This window comes from Amycolatopsis sp. NPDC051372, assembly GCF_040682095.1.
Lineage (GTDB): Bacteria > Actinomycetota > Actinomycetes > Mycobacteriales > Pseudonocardiaceae > Amycolatopsis.
This window is the reverse complement of the sequence record NZ_JBFBAF010000101.1, coordinates 1-1,469: the sequence shown is the minus strand read 5'-3', so window position 1 is coordinate 1,469 and position 1,469 is coordinate 1. Positions and strand designations below refer to the sequence as shown.

3 protein-coding genes are annotated in these 1,469 nt (G+C 72.3%); all 3 read left to right on the top strand.

Going from position 1 to position 1,469, the window contains the following annotated elements; translation table 11 throughout:
- Positions 1–864, top strand: an 864-nt coding sequence (locus AB0M56_RS50545; RefSeq protein ID WP_364190851.1) for a HAMP domain-containing sensor histidine kinase, incomplete at its 5' end; no start/stop codon positions are given.
- Positions 865–910: 46 nt separating this feature from the next.
- Complete coding sequence (locus tag AB0M56_RS50540) at positions 911–1,078, top strand: hypothetical protein (protein WP_364190848.1); 168 nt, start codon at positions 911–913, stop codon at positions 1,076–1,078.
- Positions 1,075–1,425 (top strand): hypothetical protein, encoded by a 351-nt coding sequence (locus AB0M56_RS50535; RefSeq protein WP_364190845.1) that lies wholly within the window; start codon positions 1,075–1,077, stop codon positions 1,423–1,425. Before AB0M56_RS50540 ends, AB0M56_RS50535 begins: the two co-directional genes overlap by 4 nt.
- Positions 1,426–1,469: the final 44 nt, after the last annotated feature.

The window sequence follows — 1,469 nt, the reverse complement described above, 5'->3', positions numbered from 1 at the left end:
CTCGCGGGCTGGCTGCTCGCGCGCCAGATCACCCGCCGGCTCGTGCGGCTCACGGCCGTCACCGAGCAGGTGACCGACGGCGGCCTCGTGCAGGCAGGCGTCCCCACCGGCGGACGCGACGAGGTCGGCCGCCTGGCCACGTCCTTCGACCGCATGCTCAGCCGGCTCGCCGACGCCCGCGCCGACCAGGAGCGCCTCGTCCAGGACGCCGCGCACGAGCTGCGCACACCGTTGACAAGCCTGCGGACCAACGCCCAGGTGATGCGGCGCTTCGACGAGCTGTCCCCCGACTCCCGCACGCGACTGCTCGACGACGTCGACGGCGAAACGCGCGAGCTGACGCACCTCATCACCGAGATCGTCGAGCTCGCCACCCGGCGCTACGACAGCGAAGAGACCGGCCCGGTCGAGCTGGCCGCGGTCGCCGAGCGCGCCGCCGAGCGGGTGCGGCGGCGGTCCGGCCGGGCGGTGGTGGTCGACGCGGACGACACCGTCGTGTCGGGGCAGGTGCGCAGGCTGGAGCGCGCCGTGGGCAACTTGCTGGAGAACGCGGTGAAGTTCGATGCCGGGGGTACCGAGCCGATCGAGCTGACCGTCCGAAGCGGACAGATCGAAGTCCTCGACCGCGGTCCCGGGATTCCCGCGCAGGACCTGCCGCACGTCTTCGACCGCTTCCACCGCGCCGACGCGGCCCGGGCATTGCCGGGCTCCGGGCTCGGGCTGGCGATCGTGCGCGAAACAGCCGCGGCGCACGACGGAGCGGTCATCGCCCGCCTGCGCTCGGGGGGTGGGGCCGTCGTGGGGTTCAGTGTCGACGGTGATCGGCTCTTACCGTTTTCTCACCCGGATCACGTCGGGAACTAACCGCGCTCCGGAAGGGTGGTGACACCACAACCACCAGGAGCACCCGATGTCCACCGTCCCCCTCTCGGTCCGGCCCGGCGGAGCCCCGTCCACGCCTCGGGTCGGTCCGGTCCGCCGCTGGTGGGCCGCCGCCACCGGGCTGGCGGGCTGGGCGACGCTGCTGTTCGGCTACGTCCAGTCCCTTCAGTCCGCGATCGACGCGGCCCATCGGTGACCGCACCGGACCGGCGCGCGTGGACGCTCGTGATCATGGGGATGCCGATCAGCCTGCACCTGCGAGGCCCGGGTGTCCGAACCGACGGCGCGGCCGAATCCGTTGCCACGGAAGTGTTTTCGTACCTGCGCACGATCGACCGGCTGTTCAGCCTGCAGCGGCCCGGGAGCGAAGTGAACCGCCTCCGCCGTGGCGAACTCCTGCCCGGCGATCGGCACCCGTGGGTCCGCGAAGTCGCCCGGCTGTGCATCGAAGCCCGTGAGCGCACCGACGGCTGGTTCGACGCAGACCTGGTGCGCGCCCGAGCTCCCGGCTACGAAGCCTGCGCCGTCGTCCGCTGTCCCTGAACCCCGTCACTGCTCGAAGGAACCGATGACCACGCTCAACGGCC

Bases quoted from the DNA above. Each gene is read 5' to 3' on its own strand.
- AB0M56_RS50540 (WP_364190848.1), top strand. From the start codon at position 911: ATGTCCACCGTCCCCCTCTCGGTCCGGCCCGGCGGAGCCCCGTCCACG.